The 21,100-nt window shown below is 62.9% G+C and carries 21 protein-coding genes and 1 pseudogene; 16 read left to right on the top strand and 6 right to left on the bottom strand.

Annotation, left to right across the window (positions count from 1 at the left end; genetic code table 11):
* Nucleotides 1-129 precede the first annotated feature (129 nt).
* Both HBO10_RS18450 and HBO10_RS18445 read left to right on the top strand, forming a co-directional pair.
* Complete coding sequence (locus HBO10_RS18450) at nt 130-924, top strand: helix-turn-helix transcriptional regulator (protein ID WP_034128181.1); 795 nt, start codon at nt 130-132, stop codon at nt 922-924.
* Nucleotides 924-2,393 (top strand): efflux transporter outer membrane subunit, encoded by a 1,470-nt coding sequence (locus HBO10_RS18445; protein ID WP_034128277.1) that lies wholly within the window; start codon nt 924-926, stop codon nt 2,391-2,393. The genes HBO10_RS18450 and HBO10_RS18445 overlap by 1 nt, the downstream gene beginning before the upstream one ends.
* Here the strand turns inward: HBO10_RS18445 and hpaA are convergent.
* The gene (hpaA, locus tag HBO10_RS18440) at nt 2,320-3,180 is read right to left on the bottom strand and encodes a 4-hydroxyphenylacetate catabolism regulatory protein HpaA (protein ID WP_034128182.1); all 861 of its coding nucleotides are present in this window, start codon (nt 3,178-3,180) and stop codon (nt 2,320-2,322) included. The genes HBO10_RS18445 and hpaA overlap by 74 nt on opposite strands.
* Nucleotides 3,181-3,308: 128 nt before the next feature.
* Between hpaA and HBO10_RS18435 the strand changes: the two genes are divergently transcribed.
* From HBO10_RS18435 to hpaI, 8 genes are all read left to right on the top strand, one after another.
* Nucleotides 3,309-3,974 (top strand): fumarylacetoacetate hydrolase family protein, encoded by a 666-nt coding sequence (locus HBO10_RS18435; protein ID WP_034128183.1) that lies wholly within the window; start codon nt 3,309-3,311, stop codon nt 3,972-3,974.
* A complete protein-coding gene (locus tag HBO10_RS18430; RefSeq protein WP_034128184.1) occupies nt 3,971-4,741 on the top strand; it encodes a fumarylacetoacetate hydrolase family protein in 771 nt (256 codons plus the stop codon). Before HBO10_RS18435 ends, HBO10_RS18430 begins: the two co-directional genes overlap by 4 nt.
* 5 nt (nt 4,742-4,746) lie before the next feature.
* Complete coding sequence (gene hpaE / locus HBO10_RS18425) at nt 4,747-6,207, top strand: 5-carboxymethyl-2-hydroxymuconate semialdehyde dehydrogenase (RefSeq protein WP_034128185.1); 1,461 nt, start codon at nt 4,747-4,749, stop codon at nt 6,205-6,207.
* Between the two features lie 140 nt (nt 6,208-6,347).
* Nucleotides 6,348-7,205 carry a 3,4-dihydroxyphenylacetate 2,3-dioxygenase gene (gene hpaD, locus HBO10_RS18420; protein WP_034128186.1) on the top strand — a complete coding sequence of 286 codons (858 nt, stop codon included), beginning with the start codon at nt 6,348-6,350 and terminating at the stop codon, nt 7,203-7,205.
* Nucleotides 7,206-7,220: 15 nt separating this feature from the next.
* Nucleotides 7,221-7,613 (top strand): 5-carboxymethyl-2-hydroxymuconate Delta-isomerase, encoded by a 393-nt coding sequence (locus HBO10_RS18415; protein WP_034128187.1) that lies wholly within the window; start codon nt 7,221-7,223, stop codon nt 7,611-7,613.
* Nucleotides 7,614-7,747: 134 nt separating this feature from the next.
* Nucleotides 7,748-9,052: an MFS transporter gene (locus HBO10_RS18410; RefSeq protein ID WP_034128188.1), complete on the top strand. Its 1,305-nt coding sequence runs from the start codon at nt 7,748-7,750 to the stop codon at nt 9,050-9,052.
* Nucleotides 9,053-9,063: 11 nt separating this feature from the next.
* Entirely contained in the window at nt 9,064-9,867 is an 804-nt protein-coding gene (gene hpaH / locus HBO10_RS18405) for a 2-oxo-hept-4-ene-1,7-dioate hydratase (RefSeq protein WP_014719076.1), read from the top strand.
* A 16-nt stretch (nt 9,868-9,883) separates the two neighbouring features.
* Complete coding sequence (gene hpaI / locus HBO10_RS18400; RefSeq protein WP_034128189.1) at nt 9,884-10,684, top strand: 4-hydroxy-2-oxoheptanedioate aldolase; 801 nt, start codon at nt 9,884-9,886, stop codon at nt 10,682-10,684.
* 123 nt (nt 10,685-10,807) lie between these two features.
* On the opposite strand, the gene hpaR is transcribed toward hpaI, so the two are convergent.
* Nucleotides 10,808-11,230 carry a homoprotocatechuate degradation operon regulator HpaR gene (gene hpaR, locus HBO10_RS18395; RefSeq protein ID WP_032896376.1) on the bottom strand — a complete coding sequence of 141 codons (423 nt, stop codon included), beginning with the start codon at nt 11,228-11,230 and terminating at the stop codon, nt 10,808-10,810.
* A 207-nt stretch (nt 11,231-11,437) separates the two neighbouring features.
* Between hpaR and HBO10_RS18390 the strand changes: the two genes are divergently transcribed.
* The 5 genes from HBO10_RS18390 (at nt 11,438) to HBO10_RS18370 (ending at nt 15,612) form a co-directional block, all read left to right on the top strand.
* The gene (locus tag HBO10_RS18390) at nt 11,438-12,736 is read left to right on the top strand and encodes an FAD-binding oxidoreductase (RefSeq protein WP_034128190.1); all 1,299 of its coding nucleotides are present in this window, start codon (nt 11,438-11,440) and stop codon (nt 12,734-12,736) included.
* Nucleotides 12,737-12,870: 134 nt separating this feature from the next.
* The gene (locus HBO10_RS18385; protein WP_034128191.1) at nt 12,871-13,236 is read left to right on the top strand and encodes a cupin domain-containing protein; all 366 of its coding nucleotides are present in this window, start codon (nt 12,871-12,873) and stop codon (nt 13,234-13,236) included.
* A 13-nt stretch (nt 13,237-13,249) separates the two neighbouring features.
* Nucleotides 13,250-14,071, top strand: coding sequence for a molybdenum cofactor biosynthesis F family protein (locus tag HBO10_RS18380; RefSeq protein ID WP_034128192.1), 822 nt, complete (start codon nt 13,250-13,252; stop codon nt 14,069-14,071).
* Nucleotides 14,064-14,867 carry an SDR family oxidoreductase gene (locus HBO10_RS18375; protein ID WP_034128193.1) on the top strand — a complete coding sequence of 268 codons (804 nt, stop codon included), beginning with the start codon at nt 14,064-14,066 and terminating at the stop codon, nt 14,865-14,867. The genes HBO10_RS18380 and HBO10_RS18375 overlap by 8 nt, the downstream gene beginning before the upstream one ends.
* Nucleotides 14,857-15,612, top strand: coding sequence for an SDR family oxidoreductase (locus HBO10_RS18370; protein ID WP_034128194.1), 756 nt, complete (start codon nt 14,857-14,859; stop codon nt 15,610-15,612). The genes HBO10_RS18375 and HBO10_RS18370 overlap by 11 nt, the downstream gene beginning before the upstream one ends.
* 310 nt (nt 15,613-15,922) lie before the next feature.
* On the opposite strand, the gene feaR is transcribed toward HBO10_RS18370, so the two are convergent.
* The 3 genes from feaR to HBO10_RS18355 form a co-directional block, all read right to left on the bottom strand.
* Nucleotides 15,923-16,864 carry a transcriptional regulator FeaR gene (gene feaR, locus HBO10_RS18365; protein ID WP_034128195.1) on the bottom strand — a complete coding sequence of 314 codons (942 nt, stop codon included), beginning with the start codon at nt 16,862-16,864 and terminating at the stop codon, nt 15,923-15,925.
* A gap of 114 nt (nt 16,865-16,978) precedes the next feature.
* Nucleotides 16,979-17,545 (bottom strand): DUF3156 family protein, encoded by a 567-nt coding sequence (locus HBO10_RS18360; RefSeq protein WP_034128196.1) that lies wholly within the window; start codon nt 17,543-17,545, stop codon nt 16,979-16,981.
* Nucleotides 17,508-19,007, bottom strand: coding sequence for an APC family permease (locus HBO10_RS18355; protein WP_034128197.1), 1,500 nt, complete (start codon nt 19,005-19,007; stop codon nt 17,508-17,510). The genes HBO10_RS18360 and HBO10_RS18355 overlap by 38 nt, the downstream gene beginning before the upstream one ends.
* Before the next feature lie 217 nt (nt 19,008-19,224).
* Between HBO10_RS18355 and HBO10_RS18350 the strand changes: the two genes are divergently transcribed.
* Nucleotides 19,225-20,547, top strand: coding sequence for a hypothetical protein (locus HBO10_RS18350; RefSeq protein ID WP_034128198.1), 1,323 nt, complete (start codon nt 19,225-19,227; stop codon nt 20,545-20,547).
* A 38-nt stretch (nt 20,548-20,585) separates the two neighbouring features.
* On the opposite strand, the pseudogene HBO10_RS18345 reads toward HBO10_RS18350, so the two are convergent.
* A pseudogene (locus HBO10_RS18345) lies at nt 20,586-21,053 on the bottom strand (flavin reductase family protein); the annotation flags it as partial.
* Between the last annotated feature and the right edge of the window lie 47 nt (nt 21,054-21,100).

Below are 21,100 nucleotides of genomic sequence, written 5' to 3'. Positions count from 1 at the left end.
ACATACGTAGGACAAATCCCTATGGCTAAATAAAATCTCGAACGCCGAGTTACGTTCAAGCAGTACGGAGTGCCCTGCACAGGCCCTGGGCAACCGTTGACGGTTTTCGACATCAAGGATGAGATGGCTATGAGTCTGACCCCAAGTATTGGCGACACCTGCGGCCCGCATTTTTATGCCGAAATGGGCGAGTTGATTTCAAACAGCGGCGACGAACATTTCGCCGCCACGATGTTGCAACTGGTGGGCAAGTGGGTACCGATTCACCTGGTAGACCTCAGCGAATGGACCCTGGATGAACTGCGTGACCGCGTGCTGGACATCAAGTTACTGGGCAGCGCCGGGGTAAAAAAGGATTTGTCGGTGCCCCAGACCTTGCATGCGCTGAACGACCACCCGTTGCTGCAGCAGATGCTGCACATGCAAGACCCGCTGCTGATCCAGATGAACGCCAAGGCCAACAGCGCGCATCCGCGCGGTACTTCGCACCAGTGCAATCTGGTATCGCGCCAGGGCAATCGACGCTGTGTGATTTCGTTCTACCGCCCGCCGACGCAGCAGGGGTTCTCCCTGGCTGAGTTGTCGTTTCTCAAGTGCTTGTCGGACACGCTGTTGCCGTTGATGGAACGGCACGCCCAGAGCCTGCGCCAGGCGCCGCACGCCGAGACTGAGCCGGCCCATACCCTGTTGGAACAATCGCAGTTGCAGCGTGAGTTCTACAAACGCTTGTCTTTGAGCGACATCACCCTTTCGGCGCGGGAACAGGAGGTGTGCCTGGGCCTGCTGACCGGCGGTACCGTGCCGCAAATCGCGGAGAAACTCAGTGTCAAAAACAGCTCGATCGAGACCTACCTCAAGCGCGCCGCCGCCAAGCTGGGCGTGAGCGGCCGGCATGGCCTGGCCAAATGGATGGTGGGCGCCTGATGAGCACACGAGCACTGTGCACCGTCGGCATGGCCTGGATGCTCGGCGGTTGCTCGCTGATTCCCGAGTACCAGCGACCAGCCGCGCCGACGCCTGCGCAGTACCCCCAAGACGGCGTATACCGCCTGGCGCAGGCCGGCACCCAGGCGCAAAACCCGGACTGGCAGCAGCTGTTCCGCGACCCGGCGCTGCAACAGCTGATTAATGATGCGTTGATCAACAACCGCGACCTGCGAGTGGCGGCCCTGAATGTGCAAGCGTTCCAGGCCCAGTACCGAATCCAGCGCGCGGATCTGTTCCCGGCGATCTCTGCCACAGGCGCCGGCAAGCGCCAGAAGCTGCCGGGGAGCGTGACCGGCACCGGCAAGTCAGCGATAACCTCCAATTACTCCGCCACCTTGGGCCTGAGCGCTTACGAACTGGATCTGTTCGGCCGCGTGCGCAGCCTCAGCGAACAGGCGCTGCTCACTTACCTGGGCACCGAACAAGCGCGGCGCAGTACGCAATTGAGCCTGGTGGCCAACGTCGCCAATGCCTACCTGACCTGGCGCGCCGATCAGGAACTGCTGGCCCTGGCCGAGCAAACCCTGGTCGCCAACGACCACAGCTGGCAATTGACCAGCCGCAGTAAAAGCGCAGGCAAAGCCTCGGCGCTGGACGTAGTGCAAGCGCGCACAGCAGTGGAAAGTACCCGCGCCAGCGTAGCCCGCTATGAACGCCAGGTGGCCCAGGACCTCAACAACCTCACGCTGCTGGTGGGTGGCCCGGTGGATGAACACCTGCCTGCGCGCCCATTGGCCGACGATCTGGTCGCCCGCGTGCCCGCCGGCTTGCCCTCGGACCTGCTGCAACGCCGCCCGGATATCCTCCAGGCCGAATACCAACTGAAGGCGGCCAACGCCAATATCGGTGCGGCCCGTGCTGCGTTCTTTCCTTCCGTGACCCTGACGGCAAACGCCGGCAGCACCAGCAAGGAGCTGTCGGGGCTGTTCAAGGGCGGCTCGGGTAGCTGGATCTTTCAGCCGCAGATCAACCTGCCGATCTTCAACGCCGGCAGCCTGCGCGCCAGCCTCGATTACGCCAGGCTGCAGAAGGACATCACGGTGGCCCAGTACGAAAAATCCATCCAGGGCGCCTTCCAGGAAGTTGCCGACGGCCTCGCCGCACGCCAGACCTTCAACGACCAACTGGCGGCGCAACGGGATTTCGTCGCCGCCAACCAGAACTACTATGACCTGGCCGAGCACCGTTACCGCAGCGGCGTGGACAGCAACCTGACGTTCCTCGATGCGCAGCGTTCGCTGTTCAGCGCGCAACAGGCGCTGATTGTGGACCGGCTGGCGCAGTTGGTCGCCGAGGTGAATTTGTATACCGCACTGGGTGGCGCCTGGGATATCAGCGCAACCCCGACTGCCGCAGCCGGTACTCCCCCGGTGTCATCTGTGCATAGCGCAAAAAAAACCGGCTGAAATACGCAGGGTCCTTGAACCCCAGCTGGTAGCAGATTTCATTCGCGGAACTGCCGGTAAACAACAGCAGGCGCTTGGCCTCTTGCATCAACCGTTCAAGGATCAGGCGCTTGGACGGCAGGTCGGCAATGCGTCGGCACACTTCATTGAGCCGCGCCTGGGTCACGCCAATGCCCTCGGCATAACGCGCCAACGGCCAGTGTTCCAGGTAGTGGGCTTCGATCAGCTCGTTGAAACGATGGAAGATGCGAAGGTCTTCATGGGCTGTCGGGCGTGCCGGCTGGGCGTGGGCGCACAGGCGCAGCAGCCGGATCATGATCAACCGCGTCAGGCTGTCGAGGGCGGCGGCGCGCCCTGCCCGTTCGGCGTTGATCTCACTGCACAGCGCCTCGAAGAGTTGTTCCACCCCCTCAGCGTCGCCAGTCAAGGCCACACATGCGGCGCCGGAGGCGAGGCTGGGGTCGGCGTCGATCAATCCCCATACAAGCTGCTGGCGCACCGTCAATACATGCCCGTCGGCATCGGCTTCGGTGACAAAAGCATGGGCCACCGTGGGTGGCGTAAGGAAAAACATCGGTCCCGATTCAACGTACTGGCGGTCATCCAGATACACCCGCACTGCACCACTCTTGACGTAATGCACCTGGAAAAACCGGTCATGGCGATGCACCGCCATATTGCGCCCGAAAAACCCCGCCAGGTTGCCGAGCTTGTCGTAATGCACCTCGGCGTCGCTGTAGCGCTGGTCGTAGACCTGCCCGATGTTGATGTTGGGAATCGGCTTCACGGGGCTCTCTTCTTGTTGTTGTGAGGCCAGCGCAGTGTGCCACGCTTGACGGTAGTTAACATATTAATTATAACGTTAACAACTTAACGAACGGCCTGTGCAGCCGTCGTCACCGCCAGGAGAAACGCATGAGCCGAACCCTGCATGATGTTGCCAGCGGCACCCTGTTCGGCGTTGCGCTGAACTACCAGGGCCTGCTGGACCAGCATCTCGCCGCCTTCCAGCAGGCGCCCTACCAGCAGCCGCCGACCAAGCCGGTGCTGTTTATCAAAACCCCCAACACCCGCAATGCCCATGGCGGCGTAGTGCTGCAGCCTGCGGGCGAGCGCCTGCAGCCGGGCCCGGCGCTGGGTGTGGTGATCGGCCAGCGCGCCAGCCGTGTCAGCCTGGAGAACGCCATGGCGCATGTGGCCGGGTATGTGGTGGTGAATGAATTCAGCCTGCCGGAAGACAGCTACTACCGCCCCGCCGTCAAAGCCAAATGCCGCGATGGGTTTTGCGCCCTGGGCCCGCAGTTGGTGGCGCGGGATCAAGTGGCCAACCCCAATCAATTGAGCCTCAAGCTGTTCGTCAATGGCGAGCTGCGCCAGGAAAGCTCTACCGCCGATTGGGTACGCGACATCCCGCAATTGATCGCCGAGATCAGCGAGTTCATGACCCTGTACCCCGGCGATGTACTGATCACCGGCACCCCGCAAGGCCGCGTGGATGTGCAGCCAGGCGACCAGGTTGAGGTCGATATCACCGGCATTGGCCGCCTGAGCAACACCATTGCAGCGGAGGCATCGGCATGAAACGCGCACGTATCCACTTTGAAGGTGCAACCCACAACGTATTGGTGCAAGCCGACTGCAGCGTGCGCCTGAAGGATGGGCGGTTGCTGGCCGAAGACCAGGTGCAATGGCTGCCACCCGCCACCGGCAACATGTTCGCACTGGGTTTGAACTACGCCGACCACGCCGCCGAACTGGCCTTTACGCCGCCGACCGAACCGCTGGCATTCATCAAATCGGTGGGCACCTACACCGGTCACCGCCAAGTCAGTTGGCGCCCCGACAACGTCGCCTACATGCACTACGAGTGCGAGCTGGTGGCGGTGATCGGCAAGACCGCGCGCAACGTCAAGCGCGCCGACGCCCTGGACTACCTGGCCGGTTACACGGTGTGCAACGACTACGCGATCCGCGACTACCTGGAAAACTACTACCGCCCCAACCTGCGCGTGAAAAACCGCGACGCCACCACCCCGGTCGGCCCATGGATTGTCGACGTGGCCGATGTGCCCGACGCAGGCAACCTGAAATTGCGTACCTGGATCAACGGCGAACTGCGCCAGGAAGGCAGCACGAAAAACATGATTTTCGATATCCCCTACCTCATCGAATACCTGTCCAGCTTCATGACCCTGCAACCGGGCGACATGATCGCCACCGGCACGCCCGAGGGCCTGGCCGATGTGGTGCCGGGGGATGAGGTAGTGGTGGAAGTCGAAGGCGTGGGCCGCCTGGTCAACCGTATTGTCAGTGAAACGGAGTTTTTCTCCGAGCGCAAAGAGGCTTGAGCACCATGATCAAACACTGGATCAACGGCCGTGAGGTCGAAAGCAAAGACACCTTTATCAACTACAACCCGGCCACCGGCGAGGCCATCGGTGAAGTGGCCAGCGGCGGTGCCGAAGAAGTCGCGCAGGCCGTGGCGGCGGCCAAGGCCGCGTTCCCCAAGTGGGCCAATACGCCGGCCAAGGAGCGCGCGCGCTTGATGCGCAAACTGGGCGAGCTGATCGAACAGAACGTGCCACACCTGGCCGAGCTGGAAACCCTGGACACCGGCCTGCCGATCCACCAGACCAAGAACGTGTTGATCCCGCGTGCCTCGCACAACTTCGATTTCTTCGCAGAAGTCTGCACCCGCATGGACGGCCACACCTACCCGGTGGACGACCAGATGCTCAACTACACCCTGTACCAGCCGGTAGGCGTGTGCGGGCTGGTGTCGCCGTGGAACGTGCCGTTCATGACCGCCACCTGGAAGACCGCGCCGTGCCTGGCGCTGGGCAATACGGCGGTGTTGAAGATGTCGGAGCTGTCGCCGCTGACCGCCAATGAACTGGGGCGCCTGGCGGTGGAAGCCGGGATTCCCAATGGCGTACTTAATGTGATCCAGGGCTATGGCGCCACAGCCGGTGATGCACTGGTGCGCCACCCGGATGTACGGGCGATTTCCTTTACCGGCGGCACCGCCACCGGTAAGAAAATCATGCAGAGCGCCGGCCTGAAAAAGTACTCCATGGAACTGGGCGGCAAGTCGCCGGTGCTGATTTTTGAAGACGCCGATCTGGAACGCGCCCTCGACGCCGCGTTGTTCACGATCTTTTCCCTCAACGGCGAGCGCTGCACCGCTGGCAGCCGCATCTTCATCCAGGAAAGCGTCTACCCGCAATTTGTCGCCGAGTTCGCGGCGCGAGCCAAGCGCTTGATCGTCGGCGACCCCCAGGACCCGAACACCCAGGTCGGCTCGATGATCACCCAGGCCCATTACGACAAGGTCACCGGCTACATCAAGATCGGCATGGACGAAGGCGCCACACTGCTGGCTGGCGGTCTGGAACGCCCGGCCAACCTGCCGGCGCACCTCAGCCGCGGCCAGTTTATCCAGCCGACGGTGTTTGCCGACGTGAACAACCGGATGCGCATCGCCCAGGAAGAAATCTTCGGCCCGGTGGTGTGCCTGATCCCGTTCAAAGACGAAGCTGAAGCGCTGCAATTGGCCAACGACACCGAATACGGGCTGGCCTCCTACATCTGGACCCAGGACATCGGCAAGGCCCACCGCCTGGCGCGCGGTATCGAAGCGGGCATGGTATTTATCAACAGCCAGAACGTACGGGATTTGCGCCAGCCGTTTGGCGGGGTCAAAGGCTCGGGCACTGGGCGTGAAGGCGGCCAGTACAGCTTCGAAGTGTTTGCCGAGATCAAGAACGTGTGTATTTCCATGGGCAGTCATCACATTCCGCGCTGGGGCGTCTGAAGCCCGCATTGCCTGTAGGAGCGAGCTTGCTCGCGAAGCACCCACAGGCACCGCTGGCTACCTGAAGCGCTGCGTTATCGTTGACGTTTTTCGCGAGCGAGCTCGCTCCTACAAAAGAATAATTATTCAGGAGAGTCATCATGGGCGAAGTGGTTCTGGCAGCGAAGATCTGCCACGTACCGTCGATGTACCTGTCGGAACTGCCCGGCAAACATCACGGCTGTCGCGAAGCGGCGATTGCCGGGCACAAGGAGATCGGCCAGCGTGCCCGCGAACTGGGGGCCGACACTGCGGTGGTGTTCGACGTGCACTGGCTGGTCAACAGCGGCTACCACGTCAATTGCGGCGAGCAGTTCCAGGGCACCTACACCAGCAACGAACTGCCGCACTTCATCAAGAACATGGACTACGCCTACCCCGGTTGCCCAGAGCTGGGCGAGCTGATCGCCGCCGAAGCCAACCTGGCTGGCGTGCGCAGCATGGCCCACAACATCCCGAGCCTGGAGCTGGAATACGGCACCCTGGTGCCCATGCGCTACATGCATATGGGCGTGCCCGACGCAGAGAAATTCAAGGTCATTTCCATCGCTGCCTGGTGCGCCTGGCATCGCCTGGAAGACAGCTTTGCCTTCGGCGCCGCCGTGCGCCGGGCGATCGAAAAGAGCGACCGCAAGGTGCTGGTGCTGGCGTCCGGCTCGCTGTCCCATCGGTTCTCTGACGACCGCCAGGCTGAGGCGAATATCCACAACTGGACCCGCGAATTCGACAAGCAGGTGGACCTGCATGTCGTGGAAATGTGGAAGCAAGGTCGCTTCAGGGAGTTCTGCGCCATGTTGCCCGACTACGCCGATCACTGCTTTGGCGAAGGCAAGATGCACGACACCGCCATGCTCCTGGGCCTGCTGGGTGGGCCCGACTATGCCAAGCCGGCCGAGATCATCACGCCGCCGTTCGGCAGTTCGGGCACCGGCCAGATCAACGCGATTTTCCCGCTTTAACCCTGGGAGAACACCATGCCGCACTTTATCGCTGAGTACACCGACAACCTCGAACAGCAGGCCGATTTGCCCGGCCTGTTTGAAAAAGTCCACCGCGTGCTGGGCGACAGCGGTGTGTTTCCGCTGGGCGGCATTCGCAGTCGCGGCGTGCGCCTGGACACCTGGCGCATGGCCGATGGCAAGCACGACTATGCCTTTGTGCACATGACCCTCAAGGTCGGCCATGGCCGCGACCTGGCGACGCGCGAAGCAGTCGCCCAAGCGGTGTTCGCGGTGATCACCGCACACTTCGCCGAGCTGCAGGCGCAACGGTTGTTGGCGCTGTCGTTCGAGATGATCGAGCTGCACCCACAGCTCAACTTCAAGCAGAACAATGTGCATGCGTTCCTGAACAACCCGGCAAGCTGAAACGGCCCCGCCCCCCCTGTAGGAGCGAGCTCGCTCGCGAAAAACCCACAGGCCCCGCGGATCACCGACAGCGCTGCGTTTTCGTTAACGTTTTTCGCGAGCAAGCTCGCTCCTACAACAAAAAGAACAACGCCATGAGCACAGCCCATTCCACTGCAAGCCTGCGGCTTGCCGAGCACGACCGCACCCATCGTTTGGTGACCTGGCGCCTGATGCCCTTGTTGCTGGTGTGTTACCTGTTCGCCCATCTGGACCGCATCAACATCGGCTTTGCCAAGATGCAGATGAGCAGCGACCTGCACTTCAGCGACACCGTGTATGGCTTCGGCGCCGGCCTGTTCTTCATTGCCTACGCACTGTTCGGCGTGCCCAGCAACATTGCCCTGGACCGTGTCGGGCCACGGCGCTGGATCGCCTGCCTGATGGTGGTGTGGGGTCTGCTCTCCACCGGCATGTTGTGGGTGGAGAGCGCGCGCGGGTTCTACGTGCTGCGCTTTCTGCTGGGTGTGGCCGAGGCCGGGTTTTTCCCGGGGATCCTGGTATTCCTCAACCGCTGGTACCCGGCGCGTCGTCGCGCCCAGGTCACTGCCTTGTTTGCCATTGCGGTGCCCATGGCCGGAGTGCTGGGCGGGCCGATTTCCGGGGCGATCCTAGAGAACTTCCACGACGTCGGCAGCCTGCGCGGCTGGCAATGGATGTTCCTGATCGAAGGCGCGCCCGTGGTGCTGCTGGGCCTGGTGGTGCTCAAGTGGTTGCCGGACAGTTTCGAGTCGGTGCACTGGCTGACTGCCGAGCAAAAACAGCAACTGCGCACCCAACTGAGCAACGAGGAACAGCGCAAGACCATCACCTCGTTCGGCGGCATCCTGCGTGACCCGCAGGTGTGGCTGCTGGTGGCCGTGTACTTTGCGGTGATGCTGGCGGTCAACACCCTGGCGTTCTGGATGCCCACCCTGATCCACGGCGCCGGCATCGGCCGCGACAGCCAGGTCGGCTTGCTCAGCGCCGTGCCGTACCTGGCCGGTTGCTTCTTTATGCTCGGCTGTGGGCGCTCGTCCGACCGCCACCGCGAGCGCCGCTGGCACCTGTGCGTGCCATTGCTGATGGCGGCGCTCGGCATCGCCGTGGCGGGCCTGGCGCCCGCCAATGCGCTGCTGGTGATGGGCGGGCTGTTGGTCGCCGGCATGGGCGCCAGTGCCGCGCTGCCGATGTTCTGGCAACTGCCACCGGCGTTTCTCTCCCACACCACCCAGGCGGCGGGCATCGCCATGATCAGCTCGTTCGGCAGCATCGCGGCGTTCCTCGCGCCCTACCTGATCGGCTGGATGCGCGACGCCACCCAGAGCGCCAGCCTGGCCCTGTACGTACTCGCGCTGTTTATCGCCCTCGGTGGCTTGCTGGTGCTGCGCACCCAGGCCGCCATCGTCAACCCACACTAGAGACCGTTGCCATGCTCGACTCCCAGCAAATCCTTGCGGCCGCCGCCCACCTGGACCGCGCCGAACGCAGCCGCGAACAGGTGCGCCAGTTTTCCCTCGACTACCCCGATATGACGATCGACGACGCCTACGCCATCCAGCGTGAATGGGTCGCGCAGAAGATCAAGGACGGGCGCACGCTCAAGGGCCACAAGATCGGCCTCACATCACGGGCCATGCAGGTGTCGTCGAATATCACCGAACCCGATTACGGTGCCCTGCTCGACGACATGTTTTTCGACGAAGGCAGCGACATTCCCTTCGAGCGTTTCATCGTGCCGCGGGTGGAGGTGGAACTGGCTTTCATCCTCGGCAAGCCGCTCAAAGGCCCCAACTGCACGGTGTTCGATGTGCTCGACGCCACCGAGTGGGTGATCCCGGCGCTGGAAATCATCGACGCCCGCATCCAGCAGGTCGACCCGCATACCAACGCCACCCGCAAGGTGTTCGACACCATCTCCGACAACGCCGCCAACGCCGGTGTGGTCCTCGGCGGCCGCGCCGTGCGCCCCACCGAGATCGACCTGCGCAAGGTGCCGGCGGTGTTGTATCGCAATGGCGTGATCGAAGAGTCCGGGGTGTCGGCGGCGGTGCTCAACCACCCGGCCAAAGGCGTGGCGTGGCTGGCCAACAAGCTGGCGCCCTATGACGTCACCCTGCTGCCCGGCCAGGTGATTCTCGGCGGCTCGTTTACCCGCCCCGTGGCGGCCCGCCCTGGCGATACCTTCCACGTCGACTACGACCTGCTCGGCTCGATTGCCTGCCGCTTCGTCTGAACCCAGGAGTGCTTTCATGGACATGCCTGTCAACCGCTTCAAGCAACGCCTGCACAACCGCGAGGTACAGATCGGCCTGTGGCTCGGCCTTGCCAACGCCTACTGCGCGGAACTGGCCGCCAACGCCGGTTTCGACTGGCTGCTGATCGACGGCGAACATGCGCCCAACCAGCTGGGGGACATGCTCGCGCAATTACAGGCCATCGCGCCCTACCCCAGCCAGGCGTTGATTCGCCCGGTGATCGGCGACACGGCGCTGATCAAACAACTGCTGGATATCGGCGCCCAGACGCTGCTGGTGCCCATGGTCGAAAACGCCGCCCAGGCCCGGGAACTGGTGCGCGCCCTGCGCTACCCGCCCCAGGGTATTCGCGGGGTCGGCAGCGCCCTGGCCCGCGCCTCGCGCTGGAACACCATCGCCGATTACCTCGACCAGGCCGACGCGCAGATGTGCCTGCTGGTGCAGATTGAGAATGCCGAAGGCCTGGCCAATCTGGACGCCATCGCCGCCGTCGAAGGCGTGGACGGGGTGTTTATCGGCCCGGCAGATTTGAGCGCGTCCATGGGCCATCGGGGTAACCCGGGGCATCCGCAGGTACAGGCGGCGATTGAGGACGCCATCGTGCGTATCGTCAAGGCGGGTAAGGCGGCAGGGATTCTCAGTGCGGATGAAAATCTCGCACGACGCTATATCGAGTTGGGAGCGACGTTCGTGGCGGTGGGGGTGGATACCACGGTGTTGATGCGGGGGCTGCAAAGCCTGGCCGGGAAGTTCAAAGACGTACCGGTGGCTGCCAATACCGGTGGTGTCTACTGAAATCCATGTGGGAGCTGGCTTGCCTGCGATGGTGGTGCATCAGCGACAGATAAGCCAGCTGACCCGGCGCTATCGCAGGCAAGCCAGCTCCCACAGTTGACCGGTGGTGGTTCAGTCATTAGTTCAGCGCTTGATGTTCTTCAAGTCATCCAGCAACCCCAACAGCATCTGGAATTTCTCTTCGCCAAACTGATCCTGCAAACGCTGGTAGTTGGCCTCCATGCACTGGCTCATGGACTCGAAACTCGCCTTGCCCTTGTCCGCCAGGGTAATCAGCACCCGGCGCTGGTCCTGTTCGGCCTTGCGCCGGTGCACCATGCCGGCCGCTTCCATGCGCACCAGCACGCCGGTCATGCTTGGCTTGAGGATGCAGGCCAGCTCCGCCAGTTGGTAGATCTCCAACTCACCGTGCTGTTCAAGGATGCGGATGATGCGCCATTGCTGTTCGGTCAGGCCGTGTTCATTCAGGGAAGGACGGAAAAAACTCATCGCGGCCTCGCGCGCTTGCAGCAAGGCCAGGGTCAGGGATTGTCGAGGTGTGGACATAGGGCTCAGGGTCACGAAGTATTTAGTTAATAGTTTAACGAAACTCTAACATTCCCGGCCGGCGAGCGCGCTATAACTTGTAGGTGCCCTCGCCCGTGGCGCGCTGAATCAAAAACCCGGGCACGCAGGATCAAGACTTCCCGCCCGCCAGGGGCCCTAATGGAGGCATCCGCTTTAGCGCCTTCCTTCACTTTTTCAGGCTGCGCCATGATCAACATCGAAACCCCCACGTACTACACCGCCACCAAGAAATACAACCTCAGCTTCCCCACCCTGGAACAGGATATCGACGCAGACGTCGTGGTCATCGGCGGCGGCTTTTCCGGGATCAACACGGCCCTTGAGCTGGCGGAAAAAGGCATCACCAACATTGTGGTGCTTGAAGCGCGCTACCTGGGCTTTGGCGGCACGGGTCGCAACGGTGGGCAGATCATGGCAGGCATCGGCCATGACCTGGAGAAGATCAAGAAGGACGTGGGCGAAGACGGACTGCGCCAAGTGTTCGAGATCAGCGACCTGGGCGCCGACATCATCAAGAACCGCATCGCCAAGTACAACATCGACGCGGACTTTTGCCACGGCTACGGCTACATGGGCTTCAACGCCCGCCAGGAAAAAACCCTGCGCGCCTGGGAGAAGGACTTCAGGTCGATCAACAGCCAGCACGAAATCCGCTTTCTCGGCGGCTCCGACGTACAACAGATCATCGGCTCCACCGCCTACACCAGCGCCCTGTTGCACATGGGCGGCGGGCATGTGCACTCGCTGAACCTGCTGCTGGGCGAAGCCACCGCACTGGCCAGCCATGGCGTGAAGATCTTCGAGAACAGCCCGGCCCTGGACGTCAGCTACGGCGAGCGCATCACCGTGCGCACCGGTCGCGGTTCGGTACGCGCCAGCAAGTTGCTGTGGGCCTGTGACAGCTTCCTCAACAAGCTGGAGCCAGAACTGCACCGCTCGACCATCAACACCTACGCGTTCCAGATGATGACCGAGCCGTTGTCCGAGGAGTTGATCCAGCGCATCAGCCCGATCCGTGGAGCCTATAGCGACATCCGCCCAGTGATCGACTACTACCGCGTCACCAACGAGAACCGCCTGCTGTTCGGCGCCGCCACGCCTTTGGTGGAGCACATTCCCGGCGACCTCAAAGCCTGGAACCGCAACCTCATGCTGAAGATTTTCCCCTACCTCAAGGACGTGAAAATCGACTTGGCCTGGGGCGGCCCGATGGCATGCAGCCCGAACCTGTTCCCGCAGGTGGGCACCTTGCCGGGGCGCAGCAACGCGTTTTTCGTGCAGGGCTATTCCGGCTTTGGCGTCACGCCCAGCCACATCATCTGCAAGGTGCTGGCCGAAGGCATGAGCGAAGGCTCGGCGCGCTATGACCTGGTCAGCTCGATTCACCGCCCCACCATCATCGGCAAGGACGCGATTCGCCCGCTGCTGCTGACGGCGGGCAAATCCTGGCACCAACTTTCCGGCTACTGGAACGGTCGCCGCTAACCCCCTGTAGGAGCGGGCTTGCCCGCGAAAAACTTCAACGATAACGCGTGCTTGCTGAATGAACGCGGCGCCTGTGAGTTTTTCGCGAGCAAGCTCGTTCCTACAAAAATCTCGTACTTATCGGAGCATCTGCCATGACACTTACCACCCTCAAACACAACGTCCAGCTGTCGGAACTCGACGCCTGGGGCACCGTGGCCGACCTCGGCTCGCAAATCCTCGAAGGCGAAGTACGCGCCTTCGGCAAGATGACCTTTGGCGCGCCCACCGATGCGGTCAGCAGTGCGTACTTCGGCACGACCCAGGGCAAGTTCCGCATGGTCTACCCCTTCGCCGAGCAAGCCACGGTAGTGACCGGCGAAGTGGTGCTGACCGACGAGTCCACCGGCCAAACCACCCGCTACAAGGCCGGTGACAGCTGGTTCGTGACCAAGGGCACGCCGGTGCTGTGGGAAGTGGTCAGCGAGAGTTTCGTCAAACACTACTTCGCCGTCGTGTAAGGGAGGCATTGCCATGTCGAATTCATCTGACTGGATCACCGTGGGCGCCCTGGCTGAGGGGTTTGCACCCGAGGCCTTCATCCTGCCGAACCTGGCCGACCTGGCCGGCCAGACCTTCACCCTGCACTTTGCCAATGGCTGGCAGATCGAACACCGCTTCGAACAGGAGCGCCTGGCCTGGCACGCCGCCGATGGCCACTCCAGCGGCAGCGCCGCCTACCGCGCCAGCTCCATTCGCCCGGGCCTGTACCTGGTGGACTTTATCAAGCACGAGGCGGGGCAAAGCTGGTCGATCAGCCTGGTGCTGGACACGCCAACGGCCTCGTTTACCGCGGTGATTGGCCGTATGCCGGAATCAGCGGAGACCCACGAAGGCCTCTACCACCGCGCCCTGGCCGGCAAACCGCTGACCTCGGTACAGGTTGACTTCCTCCACGGCAGCCTCGACCGGCCGTGGCAGAACGGCCACTGCCTGCACGCCCCCACCAATGAGTTGGTCGGCCTGCGCAACCACTACCGCTACAGCCCCAGCGAGGTCTACGAGCACATCTACCTCAACCCGCAATTCTACGCCTGGCAATGCCTTGAGGGCGTGGAGAAAGGCCTGTGCGACACCGACCGCTGCCATTACTACAAGATCGCCGAACAGCTGTACCTGTTCGTCTGGCAGGAGAAGATCGTACCGACCCTCGGCCTGGTGCTGATCGACCTGCAACAGCATCGCAGCGACGGCAAGATCTTCGGCTATGCCGGGGCGTCCTTCGACGCGCTGTCGAACTTCCCGATCAGTTCCTATTGCCAGGTGCTCAACCGCACGGAGTACCCCCGTGACTGAGCCGCGCACGGTGGTGATCACCGGGGCCGGCACCGGCATCGGCGCTGCCTGCGCACGCTTGTACGCACAGGAAGGCGCGCATCTGGTGCTGATCGGTCGGCGTCGTGAGCCACTGGAACAGGTGGCGCTGGACACCGGCGGGCTGATCCTGGTGGGCGATGCCGCCTGCCCGGACACCTGGGACGGCTTCATCCAACAAATCCGCAGCCACTTCGGGCGCCTCGATGTGCTGCTGGCCTGTGCCGGTGGTCACGGGCTGGGCAGCGCGACCCAGACCAGCCCGGCCACCTGGGAAGGCGCGCTGCGCAGCAACCTCGACAGTGCGTTTTACAGCGCTCGCGCCTGCCTGCCGCTGTTGCAGGAAAGCGCCGGGAACATGGTGCTGATTGGCTCCATCGCCTCATTGGCGGCAGGCCCCGAGGTGTGTGGCTACACCACTGCCAAGCATGCGCTGCTCGGGCTCAACCGCTCGCTGGCCCGTGATTATGGGCCCCATGGCGTGCGGGTGAACGCGGTGTGCCCAGGCTGGGTGCACACGCCGATGGCCGACGCGGAGATGCAGCCGTTGATGGAGGCGTACGGCGAAACCTTGCAGCAGGCCTATACACGGGTGTGTGCCGATGTCCCGCTGCGGCGCGCCGCCCGTGCCGACGAGATCGCCAAGGTGTGCCGCTTCCTGGCCAGCGATGACGCCTCGATCATTACCGGCGCCACGTTGGTGGCGGACGGTGGCTCCAGCATCGTCGACGTGCCGACGCTGGCGTTTACGCACCTGGAGCCTGCCCATGACGAATGACCTGGATTTCAGCGGCCAGGTCGTGCTGGTCACCGGCGGCGCCCAGGGCATTGGCCTGGGCATCGTCCAAGCCTTTGCCCAACGCGGTGCGCGGGTGGTGATTGCCGACCGTAGGGTTGAACAGGCTGAAGCCCTGGCTGCCGGGTTATGCGCGCAGGGGTATCACGTTGACGCCGTTGGCGTTGACCTGGCGGATGCCGAAGCGGTGTTCGCCTGCGTCCAAGGCTTGGCGCAACTGGATGTGCTGGTGCACAACGCCGGGTATTTTCCGCTGACCGCCTTTGCCGACATTACCCCAACGATCCTGGAGCGCACCCTGGCGGTGAACCTGTCGGCGCTGTTCTGGCTGACCCAGGCGGCGTTGCCGATGTTTCGCGAACAAGGCCGGGGCTGCGTGCTGGTGACGTCTTCGGTCACCGGCAACCGGGTCGGTTATCCGGGGCTGAGCCACTATGCGGCGTCCAAGGCCGGGGTGAATGGGTTTATCCGCAATGCCGCGCTGGAGCTGGCGCCGTTGAATGTGCGGGTCAACGGCGTGGAGCCCGGCATGATCGCCACGCCGGCGATGGGCAACCTGGGCGATGCGGCCGTGAACGACAGCATCGCCCGCCGTGTGCCGCTGGGGCGCCTGGGCGCGGCGGCGGATATTGCCGGGGCGATGGTGTTTCTGGCCTCTGACCTGGCGGGCTATATCACCGGGCAGACGCTGGTGGTGGATGGTGGCGCGACGCTGCCCGAAATCTGAAACCCGATCGTTCCCACGCTCTGCGTGGGAATGCATCCTGTGACGCTCCGCGTCACGACTTCTGGCGCGGGACGCGGAGCGTCCGGGGCGGCGTTCCCACGCGGAGCGTGGGAACGATCACGCTTGCACCGCCTGCAACCGGCTGGAACGAAAATCCTTCGGTCTCTGGGAACGCCGCTTTGATGAGGGCGGTTTGCCGATCGTTCCCACGCTCTGCGTGGGAATGCATCCTGTGACGCTCCGCGTCACGACTTCTGGCGCGGGACGCGGAGCGGCCGGGGCGGCGTTCCCACGCGGAGCGTGGGAACGATCACGCTTGCACCGCCTGCAACCGGCTGGAACGAAAATCCTTGGGCGATACTTCGAACTGCTTCTTGAACGAGCGGCTGAAGTGCGCCGAGTCGGTAAAACCCCACTTGTAGGCAATCGAGGTGATCGACTCGCTGCGCAGGAAGGGGTTGGTCAAGTCGTCCGCACTGCGCTTGAGCCGTGCGCGCTGGATGTAGCGGCAGACGCTGTCGTCCTGTTCCTCGAACAAGCGGTACAGGTGCCGTACCGAGATATTCAGGCGGTTGGCCAGGCCGATCGGGCTCAGGCCTGGCTGGCTCAGCGACTCATCGATGACTTTTTGTACATAGCTGCGCAGGTTATTGCCGTGCAACGCAGCAACGCCCTCGCGGCACTCGTCGCCCTGCTCCAACGCCGACCCCAACAGCGAGACGAAGGCCGCTTGCAGCGCTTCCACTTGCGTGGCGTCTTCGTCGGTATCGTCCTTGCACAGTTGGTCCATCAGCACATGCAGCATGCGCCCACAGGCCTTGGTCGAGGAGATCTTGCCGAAGGCCCGTGCCTGACCGCCCAGGTGCTTGCATACCGCGTTGCGCGACAGGGACAGCGAGGCGTGTTCGATCAGGCCGAAGGGGGTGATTTCGATGGAGCCCACCGAGTCCATCAACAGCATCTCGCCAGGCGCCAGTTGCACGGTCTGCTCATTTTGGGTGATTTGCGAATAGCCGCTGCGCTGGCTGACCAGAAAACATTCCTGGTCGTTGTCATGGTCGGCGTGGTGCGTCGGGCGCTTGATCAGCCCGGCATTGGTGCGCAGGATGGCCAAGCCACGCGGCAGGTTATGGATCTCGCCGATAAACAGCGAACGGTTGAAAGCCAGCTCGGTATCGAAGTGGCCGCACGCGTCGCGCAGTTCACGGTTCCAGCTGTCGAGCCCGTCGGGTGCATGCTGTGGGATGCTCATGGGGTGTCTCCGCAGTGGCGTTATTCTTGTTGTTCTGGCGCAATAGTTAACATGTTATCTATATGCACGCAACAACAACCTGTTTGCCCTTTGCAGAAGCACTAATGGTGCCAATCAGAGGTCCGACAATACCCGCTGCAATCCGGCCAGTACGACCAAGAGATACCCGCGTTGCTCGGTGCTCAACCCAATGTAGCGCCGGAACGCCGGCATGCGGTTGACCACTTCGCTGCCGCCCATATGCTCCAGGCGCACGCACCATTGCTGGTCTTGCAGCTCGATGCGCAGGCGCTTGAAATCCAGCGGCATCAACGCGTGGAACAACACGCTGTCAGCCTGCAAACGCGCCTGCAACTCACGGCCCAGTGCCTGGTTGCCAGCGCGGCGCCGCACATGAATACCGCTACGCCGGATCGCGCCGCCATGGTGCACCTCGAAGCTGCCAGCGCCACCCGCTGCCGCAGGAACGCGCAGGACACATTCGGTCAGCACCAGGTGCATCAACACCTGCGACTCGGTGCGCTCGACAATCTCGAAGGCCACACCGCCCACTTCAAGGCTTGCCAGGCCCAGGTCACGCCGCAGGTGGGCCAGGGTCACCCCCGGCCGATACCCGCTGGGTGCGCGGTCAGCACGAAACAGCTCAAACAGTTTTTGCCGCAAGGTTGCCATAACCCTCATGGGATTGCCCCGGTTCGTGATTGAATTCCTTGGCCAACACCTCTTCCACACAGGCGGGCTTGAAGGGGTTGACCTTCTGCACCACCAGGGTCCAGAACAGCGCATAGGTGGCCGTCACGCCGAGCATCACGCCAAACGGCACGTAGATGTCAGCCGGGTTCATGCCTGGCGGAGTGATGAACCACATGCCCAGCAGGATGCCGATGCTGGAGACGATCTGCGGCAGCGGGAACCACGGCGAGCGATAGGCCCGAGGCAAGTCCGGACGCCGAATGCGCAGGATCACCACCGACAGCGTCACCAACAGGTAAGCGAAACTCCACGCGCATACCGCCGCCAGCACCAGGTGCATGATGTTGTCGGTGTTGCCGCCCAGGTACAGCGCATGCAGGCACGGAATCAACATGGCCACCAGGATGCACAACAGCGGCGTCTTGAAACGCGGGTGCAGGTAGGTGAACACCTTGGGCAAGGCGCCATCCACCGCCATGCCATAGAGGATGCGCGGCACGCCGGCCATCAGGGTATTGATGGTCGCAGCGCCAGCGAACAGAAAGCCGATACCCAGCCACAACGGGCCGATCTGCCCCATTACCTGTTCGGCAAATCGGGGGATGGCCATGGGTGTGTCCAGCAGGTGCACGCCGGACGCGGCGTCGAGCACGACGTTTTCCACCTGGCGCTTCATCGCCGCGCCATAGATGAACATGCACGTCGCCACGCCCATCAGCCCGAGCATCATCGCCCGTGGCATCACCTTGGCCGATTGGCGCAGGTCCGGCGCCAGCGGGGTGACGAACTCGCAACCCACGAACATGAACATCGCCATGCCCACCAGCGACAGCACGGTGACCAGGTCGGTGCCCACCAGCGACTCACCGAACCAGCCCTCCAATTGCACCGCCGGCGCGGCGACCAGGCCCAGTACGCCGAACACCATCAGGGTGGTCCACATGCCGAAGGTCAGGATGATCTCGGCGCGGCCAAATGCGCTGACGCCAAAGGCGTTCAGCACGCCGAACACCAGTACGAAACCGACGCCCAGCAACCACGAGCCGCCGGCCGACTCTGCCAGGGTGTTGAGGTGTTCGAAGTTCACCAGAGCCATGACGCCGGCGAGGATGGTTTCGGCGGTGCCGGCGAACACATGCACGATCAGGTAGGCCGACAAGGTCCCGGTGATCGCAAAGAACCGGCCCATGCCGCAGTTGATGTAGTCGTACACCGAGCCGGTGGTGGGCAGCATCGAGGCGGCCTCGGCGAAAGTCGTCGCCTGGGCCAGCATCATCACCACGGCGATCAGCATCGCCAGGGCAAACGCGCTGCCACCGATGCCAAAGCCCATGGTGGCGGTGAGAATCACCGGGCTGGCCATGATCAGGCCGATGGTGCTGGCCAACGCAGTGGGAAAACCTACCGTACCCCGGTTGAGGTGTGCGGTGAGTCGGTCGTTGATCGACATGGAGGGGTCCTCGAAGCGGTTTTTTTTAATGTGTCGGCACTCTGCGCCCCACTCCCGTTGATCGTCTTGCCCCTGTCTGCCGCCGGTTTTGTTGCTGCCTGCCAAGGCCTGCTGCCTGGCGGCCAGAGTCAATTGTCTGGCACGCAGGGAAAAGACTTGGCCTCACATCGCTCGCCCTAATGCGCCCTCACTCTTAACCAAGATGGGGGCAATAACAATGGAGCACACACTGAAAAACCGCTGCCTGCGCCAGACGGTCGGCCTGGGCGTGGCACTGTTGGTGGGCCAGGCGCAGGCCATCGAGTTGTATGCGGACGCCGACACCCAGGTCACCGGCAACTTCCTCGCCGTGTACGGTATGTTCAACAGCCCGAAGAACTACGATGGGCGCAGCGGCGGCTCCACTTGGCGTGAGGCGTTCATCAAGTACGGTCTGAGCGTCGAACAGCGCCTGGGCAACCTGGGCGGTGTGTATGGCACGGCCAACCTGGTGAGTTCCGGTACCTGGGGCGACGGCGATGCGGCCGGATTGACCAACGGCACCGAGCGCACCACCAAGTTTGACGAAGCCTTCGCCGGCTGGCGGTCTGGCGAGTTGTTACCGGCGCTGGGCAAGGACGGCCTGGACCTGTCGTTCGGTCGCCAGATCATCATGCTCGGCGACGGTTTTATCCTTAACGACGACGGCCCCAACCTGGGCAATGGCGTCGGCGACGGCGAGTTCAATCGCGGCGGCGCCTACTACATCGCCGCACGCCATGCCTTCGATAAGACGGCGGTGATTCGCCTGGGCGGCAAGGACGGTGTGCACGGCAGCCTGATGTGGATCAAGTCCGACAACCGCGCCCAAGCCCTCACCGAAATGGCCGCCGGCACCCTGGAATACAGTGCCGCGCCGGGCACCCTGGGGCTGACCTACATTCACGGCATCGATGTGGATGAGCGCTTCGCCACCGACCTGCAGCGCCAGCGCAAAGGCATGAACCTCTACAGCCTGCGCGGCACCGGCAATGCCGATATCGACAACGCGCACTTCGCCTTCGAACTGGCGCGCCAAAGCCGTCGCGATGGCCAGGAAAATGCCGGTTACGCCGAAGCCGGCTACACCTTCGCCAACCTGCCGTGGTCCCCGGACCTGACCTACCGCTACGCCCGTTATTCGAAGAACTGGGACAGCATGTTCTCAGGCTTCAACCGTGGCTACGGCACCTGGGTGCAGGGCGAAGTGGCGGGCAACTATTCCGGCCCCTTCAACAGTAATACCGCCGTGCAGCACGTGGCACTCAAGGTCAAACCACTGGAGAACGTCACCCTGGGGGCGTTGTTCTTCGACTACAACACCGTCAGTACGCGCGGCCAATTGAACCTGGATGGCCGCGAACTGGACCTGTATGCCGAATGGGCCGTCAACGAGCACCTGATCATCACGCCGCTGCTGGGCCTGTACAAACCCGATAAATCAGCCGATACCGGTGGCAATCAGGTCGGCGGCAACGGCACCAATGTCTACAGCCAACTGGTGGTCGCCGTGCCGTTCTAAACCGCCTCGGGCGCGCTGGGAGGCAGCGCCCGGACCTCGGCATAGGCGCCCTGATGATAGAGCAGCGGCGCACGGCCAAAATCATCGAAGGCCACCACCTTGCCGATCATGATCCAATGGTCGCCGCCGTCCACCTGCTGGTATTTCTCGCAGTGAAAACGCGCCGAGCAATCGGCGAATACCGGCGAGCCACCCTCCCCCGGCTCGTACTCGACCAGGGCGAAGCGGTCTTCACGGGGGCGGGCAAAATTGTTCGACAGGTGCACCTGGTCCGCCGCCAAGACATTCACGGCAAAGTGGCTGGCCTCCTCGAACACGGCATGGCTGTTGGAGCGCTTGTCAATGCTCCACAGCACCAGCGGCGGGTCGAGGGATACCGAGTTGAAACTGTTGGCCGTCACGCCCACCTTGCGCCCGGAGGCGGTGGCGGCGGTGACCACGGTCACGCCAGTGGCAAAATTGCCCAAGGCGCGACGAAAGGCTCGTGGGTCGAATACGTCGGACATGCAAGACTCCCGGGTGGCCTCTATGGGCCGCCCTGATTGTTGTAGGG

Origin of the sequence: Pseudomonas sp. WS 5503 (assembly GCF_012985385.1) — a bacterium.
GTDB lineage: Bacteria > Pseudomonadota > Gammaproteobacteria > Pseudomonadales > Pseudomonadaceae > Aquipseudomonas > Aquipseudomonas paracarnis.
Note: the sequence above shows the minus strand (reverse complement) of the source record. Positions and strands in the feature narration are given on the sequence as shown.

Excerpts from the sequence above, each read along its gene's own strand:
- HBO10_RS18435 (WP_034128183.1), top strand. The coding sequence starts at position 3,309 with ATGAGCCGAACCCTGCATGATGTTGCCAGCGGCACCCTGTTCGGCGTT.
- HBO10_RS18350 (WP_034128198.1), top strand. The coding sequence starts at position 19,225 with ATGGAGCACACACTGAAAAACCGCTGCCTGCGCCAGACGGTCGGCCTG.
- HBO10_RS18370 (WP_034128194.1), top strand. The coding sequence starts at position 14,857 with ATGACGAATGACCTGGATTTCAGCGGCCAGGTCGTGCTGGTCACCGGC.
- HBO10_RS18410 (WP_034128188.1), top strand. The coding sequence starts at position 7,748 with ATGAGCACAGCCCATTCCACTGCAAGCCTGCGGCTTGCCGAGCACGAC.
- hpaI (WP_034128189.1), top strand. The coding sequence starts at position 9,884 with ATGGACATGCCTGTCAACCGCTTCAAGCAACGCCTGCACAACCGCGAG.
- HBO10_RS18355 (WP_034128197.1), bottom strand. The coding sequence starts at position 19,007 with ATGTCGATCAACGACCGACTCACCGCACACCTCAACCGGGGTACGGTA.
- HBO10_RS18360 (WP_034128196.1), bottom strand. The coding sequence starts at position 17,545 with ATGAGGGTTATGGCAACCTTGCGGCAAAAACTGTTTGAGCTGTTTCGT.
- hpaE (WP_034128185.1), top strand. The coding sequence starts at position 4,747 with ATGATCAAACACTGGATCAACGGCCGTGAGGTCGAAAGCAAAGACACC.
- HBO10_RS18445 (WP_034128277.1), top strand. The coding sequence starts at position 924 with ATGAGCACACGAGCACTGTGCACCGTCGGCATGGCCTGGATGCTCGGC.
- HBO10_RS18385 (WP_034128191.1), top strand. The coding sequence starts at position 12,871 with ATGACACTTACCACCCTCAAACACAACGTCCAGCTGTCGGAACTCGAC.
- hpaH (WP_014719076.1), top strand. The coding sequence starts at position 9,064 with ATGCTCGACTCCCAGCAAATCCTTGCGGCCGCCGCCCACCTGGACCGC.
- HBO10_RS18380 (WP_034128192.1), top strand. The coding sequence starts at position 13,250 with ATGTCGAATTCATCTGACTGGATCACCGTGGGCGCCCTGGCTGAGGGG.
- HBO10_RS18450 (WP_034128181.1), top strand. The coding sequence starts at position 130 with ATGAGTCTGACCCCAAGTATTGGCGACACCTGCGGCCCGCATTTTTAT.
- HBO10_RS18415 (WP_034128187.1), top strand. The coding sequence starts at position 7,221 with ATGCCGCACTTTATCGCTGAGTACACCGACAACCTCGAACAGCAGGCC.
- hpaD (WP_034128186.1), top strand. The coding sequence starts at position 6,348 with ATGGGCGAAGTGGTTCTGGCAGCGAAGATCTGCCACGTACCGTCGATG.
- feaR (WP_034128195.1), bottom strand. The coding sequence starts at position 16,864 with ATGAGCATCCCACAGCATGCACCCGACGGGCTCGACAGCTGGAACCGT.
- HBO10_RS18430 (WP_034128184.1), top strand. The coding sequence starts at position 3,971 with ATGAAACGCGCACGTATCCACTTTGAAGGTGCAACCCACAACGTATTG.
- hpaR (WP_032896376.1), bottom strand. The coding sequence starts at position 11,230 with ATGTCCACACCTCGACAATCCCTGACCCTGGCCTTGCTGCAAGCGCGC.
- HBO10_RS18390 (WP_034128190.1), top strand. The coding sequence starts at position 11,438 with ATGATCAACATCGAAACCCCCACGTACTACACCGCCACCAAGAAATAC.